The 7,088-nt window shown below is 57.4% G+C and carries 1 protein-coding gene; it reads left to right on the top strand.

Features of this window, described 5'->3' with window-relative positions; all coding sequences use genetic code 11:
- Window positions 1-7,088, top strand: a 7,088-nt coding sequence (locus G9G53_RS25435; RefSeq protein ID WP_165150856.1) for a non-ribosomal peptide synthetase, incomplete at both ends; no start/stop codon positions are given.

Raw genomic sequence — 7,088 nt, 5'->3', positions numbered from 1 at the left:
CTGAACCGTCCGGATCTGACGGCGGAGAAGTTCGTCGATTCCCCGTTTGCGGAGGGGGAGAAACTGTACCGCTCGGGCGACTTGGCGGCTTGGCTACCGGACGGCAACATCGAATACCTGGGCCGGATCGATCATCAGGTGAAAATCCGCGGGTACCGGATCGAGCTGGACGAAATCGAGACGCAGCTTCTGAACGTCGAGGGCGTGGAAGAAGCGGTGGTGCTCGCCCGTCAGGACGGCGGGGGCGAGAAGGCGCTTGTCGCCTACTTTGTGGCGGACCGGATGCTGACGGTCAGCGAAATGAGAACCTCGCTGGCCCAGGAAATTCCGGGGTACATGATCCCGTCGTACTTCGTGCAGCTGGAGCGCATGCCGCTGACGACCAACGGTAAAGTGGACCGCAAAGCGCTGCCGGAGCCGCAAGGCGGCATACAAACGGGCGTCGAATACGTAGCGCCGCGTAACCGGACGGAGTCCCAGCTTGTGAAGATCTGGGAGGAAGTACTGGGCTACTCCGGCATTGGAGTCCTGGACAATTTCTTCGAGCTCGGAGGCCACTCCTTGCGGGCGACGAACCTTGTCAGCAAGATTCAGAAGGAAATGAACGTCGAACTTCCGCTGCGCGATGTGTTCCGCTATACGACGGTAGAGTCGATGGCCGGGGCTATTGCCAGCTTGGAAGAAACGCGGCACTGCTCGATTCCGAAAGCGGAAGAGAAAGCGTACTATCCGGTTTCCTCCGCGCAAAAAAGGCTGTACGTCCTGCACCAGCTGGATAGTTCGGAGCTGAATTATAACCTCCCAAGCGCCTTGCAATTGGAAGGCGCTTTGAACGAGGTCAAAGTGGAAAAGGCGCTGACTACTTTGGTGGCCCGGCACGATATGCTGCGCACCGGTTTTGAAATCGTGAATGGGGAGCCGGTTCAGCGTATTCATCCGCTCGTAGCTTTCAAGGTCAAGAAGCTTCAAGCAAGCGAAGATCAGGTTGCGGCCATTCTTGAAGGCTTCATTCAGCCTTTTGACTTGACCCAGCCGCCTTTGCTGCGCGCCCTGCTGATCGAACTGGAGAAAGAGAAATTCCTGCTCGCGCTGGATATTCATCATATTGGTTCCGACGGCCTTTCCATGGACGTGCTGCTGCGCGAATTCGTGCGGCTTTACAATGGGGAAGAATTGCCGGAGCTGCGGATTCAATACAAGGATTACGCCGTTTGGCAGCAATCCGAGGAGCAGCGCCAGCGCATCAAACGGCAGGAGGAATACTGGCGCGGGGTATTCAGCTCCGAGCTTCCGGTTCTTGAGCTGCCTCTCGACTTCTCCCGCCCGGCCGTTCAGCAGTTTGACGGTCAAACGCTCACGTTTACGCTGGATGCGGAGAAAAGCGAAGCTCTCAAACGGCTTGCCGGCGATTCGGGGGCAACGCTGTACATGCTTCTGCTGGCTGCGTACTCCGTATTGCTTCATAAATACGCGGGACAGGAAGATATAGTGGTCGGCACTCCGATTGCCGCCCGTTCTCACGCCGACCTGCAGCCGATTATCGGTATGTTCGTCAATACGCTGGCCCTTCGCTTGGGTCCGGCGGCGGAGCGGACGTTCCTGGATTACTTGCAGGAAGTGAAGGAAACGACGCTTGGAGCCTACGAGCACCAAGACTATCCGTTCGAGGAGCTGGTGGAAGCTCTTCAGGTGAGCCGGGATTTAAGCCGGAATCCTCTGTTTGACACCATGTTTTCTTTGCAAAAGCACGAAAGCTTGGATTTAACCCTGGAAGGCTTGCAATGGTCGCTGTTCGACATCGAGGAAAAGACGGCAAAGTTTGATCTTAGCCTTGATATCGTGGAATCCGATAACGAGCTGGTTTGCAAGATTGAGTACGCTACTTCGTTGTTTAGACAGGAAACGATGGAACGGCTGGCGGGTCATTACGAGCAGCTTTTGGCGTCGATCCTGGCTCAGCCGGGTGCGCGGATTTCGGATTTGGATATCTTGACGGACAGCGAAAAGCATGATTTGCTGGTCGGGTTTGACATGTCGTCTTCGGCTCTTGCGAAGCAACCCGCCGCAGAGGGTACAGGTTTGGAAGCGAATGAGTCGTGGAGAGAGAGAACTTTCCACGAGCTGTTCGAGGAGCAGGCGGAGCGCACTCCGGGAGCGCTGGCGGTTGTCTACGAAGACAGCAAGCTGACGTATGCGGAGCTGAACGCCAAAGCGAATCGTCTAGCGTATGCACTGCGGGCGTGCGGGGTGAAGCCGGAGCAGGTGGTCGGCATTCTGGCCGGTCGTTCGGCGGAGCTGTTGATCGGGGTGCTCGCCATATGGAAAGCGGGCGGCGCTTATGTGCCACTCGACCCGGACTATCCGACGGAGCGGATCGAGTACATGCTCGCGGACAGCGGGGCGTCGGTACTGCTCACGCAGACCTGCCTGCTGGAGCAGGCGGAAGCTTGGCGCAGCGAAGGAGCTCTAGTGCTGCAAACGGTGCTTGCGCTTGACGACGCCGCGACGTACAGCCTCGGAGCGGCTGTGGGTGTACAAGCTTTGGGCGAAGCAGGCGCAGAGGCGGAGGCTTTGGCGCAAGCGGAAACGGCTTCTGCCGAAATGTCCGCCACGGCAGAAGCCGAGAAGAACGTACTAGCGGCGGATCTCGCATCGAATCCGGCGAATGTGAACAAGCCGCGCGATTTGGCTTACGTCATCTACACCTCTGGTACGACGGGCAAGCCGAAGGGCGTGATGATCGAGCACCGCAGCCTGGTGAACACGGCGGCGGGCTACCGGCGGGAATACCGCCTGGATCAGTTCCCGATCCGGCTGCTGCAGCTCGCGAGCTTCTCGTTCGACGTGTTCGTCGGCGACATTGCGCGGACGCTGTACAACGGCGGCACCATGGTCATCGTGCCGAAGGACGACCGGATTGATCCAATCCGCCTCTATGGCTGGATTCGCGACTACGCCGTGACGGTGTTCGAATCGACTCCGGCGTTGATCGTGCCGTTCATGGAGCATGTGCATGCCGAGGGTCTGGACCTCAGCTCGATGCAGCTGCTGATCACAAGCTCGGATGCGTGCAGCGTAGCGGATTACTGCACCTTGCAGGAGCGCTTCGGCTCGCAGTTCCGTATTATTAACAGCTACGGCGTAACGGAAGCGGCGATTGACTCCAGCTTCTATGACGAGCCGCTGGAGAAGCTGCCGAAGACGGGCAGCGTGCCGATCGGGAAAGCGTGGCTGAACGCCAAGTTCTACATCGTGGATGCGAATCTGAAGCCGGTGCCGATCGGGGTGTTGGGCGAGCTGGTTATCGGCGGAGCGGGTGTGGCCCGCGGTTACTTGAACCGCCAGGATTTGACGGCGGAGAAATTCGTAGACAGCCCGTTCGCCGCTGGGGAGCGGCTGTACCGGACGGGCGACCTGGCGCGCTGGATGCCAGACGGCAACGTGGACTTCATCGGCCGGATCGACAACCAGGTTAAAATTCGCGGCTATCGGATCGAGCTTGGTGAAATTGAAGCGGCCATGAAAAATTTTGCCGGCGTGCGTCAAGCGCTTGTCATCGACCGGACGGACGAGCGGGGGCAGAAATATTTGTGCGGGTATGTCGTAGCGGATTCCAGCTTCGATCTGGAAAGGCTTGTGGCCCATCTGGACGCCGCGCTGCCTTCCCATATGGTGCCTTCGCGCATCATGCGCCTGGATCAAATGCCGCTTACGCCGAACGGGAAGATCGACCGTAAAGCGCTGCCTGTGCCGGAAGGAAGCATTCGTGCCGAGGCTGCATACACGGCGCCTCGTACTCCTGCCGAGCAAGCACTTGCGTCGGTCTGGCAGTCGGTGCTGGGCGTGGATCAGGTCGGCACGATGGACAATTTCTTTGCGCTCGGCGGCGATTCGATCAAGGCCTTGCAGGTATCGTCCCGTCTTTTGCAAACGGGGTACAAGCTGGTCATGAAAGATTTGTTCCATTACCCGACGATTTCCGCCCTTAGTTTGCATCTGCAAACGGCGGAGAGAACGGCAAGCCAGGCCGAAGTGACGGGAGAGGTCATCTTGACCCCGATTCAGCGCTGGTTCTTTGAACAAAATCCGGCTGACGTACATCACAGCAACCAGGCGTTCATGCAGTTCTCCAAGCAAGGCTTTGACGAAGAAGCTTTACGCCAAGCGGTGCGTCAGCTTGTTGTGCATCACGATGCTCTCCGTACGGTTTACCGCCAAACCGAGAACGGCTATACCGCATGGAACCGTGGCGCCGGGGAGAACGAAGCACTGTTCGATCTGGAAGTTGTCGATTTCAAAGGAGTCGGCGACGTGAAAGAAGCGGTAGAGGCTAAGGCGAATGACATTCAAGCGAGCATCGATCTGGAAAACGGTCCGCTGGTGAAGCTCGGCTTGTTCCGCTGCGACGACGGCGACCACCTGCTCATCGCGATCCATCACTTGGTCGTAGACGGCGTATCCTGGCGGGTTCTGCTTGAGGATTTTGCTGCCGGCTATGAGCAGGCGCTGCAAGGGCAGCCGATCCGTCTGCCGCTCAAAACGGATTCATTCCAAACGTGGGCGAAACAGCTCGCTGATTATGCGAACGGTCCGGCGATGGAAAGCGAGAGAGAGTATTGGCAACATATCGAGCAATTGACCTATGAGCCGCTTCCGAAGGATTTTGAACAAGGCAGATCCAAGCTGAAGGACAGCGGGCTCGTGACCGTTCGCTGGACGGCAGAGGAAACCGAACAGCTGCTGAAGCAGGCACACCGTGCTTACCATACGGAAATGAACGATTTGCTGCTTGCTGCGCTTGGCCTCGCGGTACAAGCTTGGAGCGGCCGGGAACGCGTGCTGGTGAATCTCGAAGGCCACGGCCGGGAAGATATTTTGCCGGATGTGGACATTACGCGCACAGTAGGCTGGTTTACAAGCCAATTCCCTGTCGTTCTGGAGCCGGGTCACGCCCAGGCGCTCGGTCATCAGGTGAAACAGGTTAAGGAAAGCTTGCGCCGCATTCCGAACAAAGGAATCGGCTACGGCATCCTGCGTTATTTGTCGGCGTCGCGTGACGGCGAGCGCTTCGCTTTGGAGCCGGAGATCAGCTTTAACTATTTGGGTCAGTTCGACCAGGATTACGAAAGCAGCGACTCGCAGCCGTCTCCGTTCAGCCCGGGCTCCGATTCAAGCCCGAATGCAGTGATGGATTTTGTCCTCGATATTAACGGTATGGTGTCGGAAGGAGTGCTGGAACTCACGATCCGTTATGGGGAAACCCAGTATAAACGGGAAACGGTAGAGCGCCTGGGCACCCTGCTTCAATCGAGCTTGCGTGAAGTCATCAGCCATTGCGTATCGAAAGAGCGGCCGGAGCTTACGCCTAGCGACGTACTGCTTCAAGATGTGACGGTGGAAGAACTGGAGCGGCTGTCCGAACATACGGCGGCGCTCGGCGAACTGGAGAATGTATACACCTTGACTCCGCTGCAAAAAGGGATGTTGTTCCACAGCCTGCTGGATGCCGATTCGGAAGCTTACTTCGAACAGGTGACCTTCGATCTGTACGGAAGCCTGAATGTCGAAGCCTTCACCCAAGGATTGGATACGCTGGTGCAGCGGAATGAGGCGCTGCGGACCAACTTTATTACTGGCTGGAGAGACGAGCCGCTTCAAGTGGTATTCCGCGAGCGGAAGTGTGAAGTGTACTTCAAAGATATTCGCTCGGTAAGCGATGAAGACCCGGAGAAGACGATAGCCGATTTTGTCAGCGCAGATAAAGCGAACAAGTTCGATTTTGCCCGAGGCTCTCTTATGCGCGTGACAGTTTTGCGCACGGGCGACGAGTCCTACCATGTGATCTGGAGTCACCATCACATTTTGATGGACGGCTGGTGCATGTCCTTCATGATCAAGGAAGTGTTCGACACCTACTTCGCGTTCCACGAGAAGCGGACGCTGGAGCTTCCTCCGGTTACCTCGTACTCCCGGTATATCGAATGGCTGGAAGCTCAAGATGCCGCGAAAGCTTCGCGTTACTGGTCCGAGTATTTGGCGGGTTACGATCAGCAGACCAAGCTGCCCCAGGAGAAAACGCAGCTGAAGCAGGGCGCTTTTGAAGCAGCTGAAATCGATGTGGAACTCAGCAAGGAACTGACCGGGCAAATCGAGCGGGTGGCGCGCCAGCAGCAGGTGACGCTCAATACGTTCATGCAGACCGTATGGGGACTGGTTCTGCAGGTATACAACAACAGCGAGGATGTTGTATTCGGCTCCGTCGTATCCGGGCGTCCGGCGGAAATTCCGGGCATCGAAAGCATGATCGGCCTGTTTATTAATACGATCCCGGTCCGTATTCAAGGCAAAGCCGAGGAGACGGTAGCCGATATCTTGAGAAAAACCCAGGACCAAGCGCTGGCATCGGGAGCTTACGAAACGTTCCCGCTGTTCGAAATTCAGTCGCTGAGCGAGCAAAAGCGCGACTTGATCAACCATATCATGGTCTTTGAAAATTATCCGATGGAAGAACAGATTGAGCAGGTCGTCGGCGGAGACAAAGAAGCGCTGAAAATCGCTAATATCCATTCGCCGGAGCAAACGAACTACGACCTGGACATTACCGTCATTCCGGAAGAGCATATTTTGCTGCGGTTTACGTACAATGCGCTGACGTTCAGAGAGGAAGACATCAGGCTGATCCACGGTCATTTTGCCCGGGCACTGGAGATGGTTGCGGCTAACCCGAACATCCGCGTGAATCAGTTGGAGCTTTTGACGGCGGCGGAAAAAGAGCAAATTCTCGGCGCGTTTAACCCGGCGCAGCCGGAAGCGGCTCCTGCGGACGCATTCCACCGGCTGTTCGAGGAACAGGCGGAACGCACGCCGGAAGCGGCAGCTGTCGTGTACGAGAACGACCGGCTGACGTATGCGGAGCTGAACGAGCGGGCGAATCGCTTGGCGGCCACGCTGCGCGCAAGCGGCATCGGCCGGGAGACGATCGTCGGCATTCTCGCCGAGCGTTCGGTGGATTTGCTGGTGGCCGTGCTGGCCGTCTGGAAAGCGGGCGGGGCGTATGTGCCGCTCGACCCGGATTATCCGGCGGAGCG

This window comes from Paenibacillus sp. EKM206P (genome assembly GCF_011066155.1).
Lineage (GTDB): Bacteria > Bacillota > Bacilli > Paenibacillales > Paenibacillaceae > Paenibacillus > Paenibacillus polymyxa_D.
Note: the sequence above shows the minus strand (reverse complement) of the source record. Positions and strands in the feature narration are given on the sequence as shown.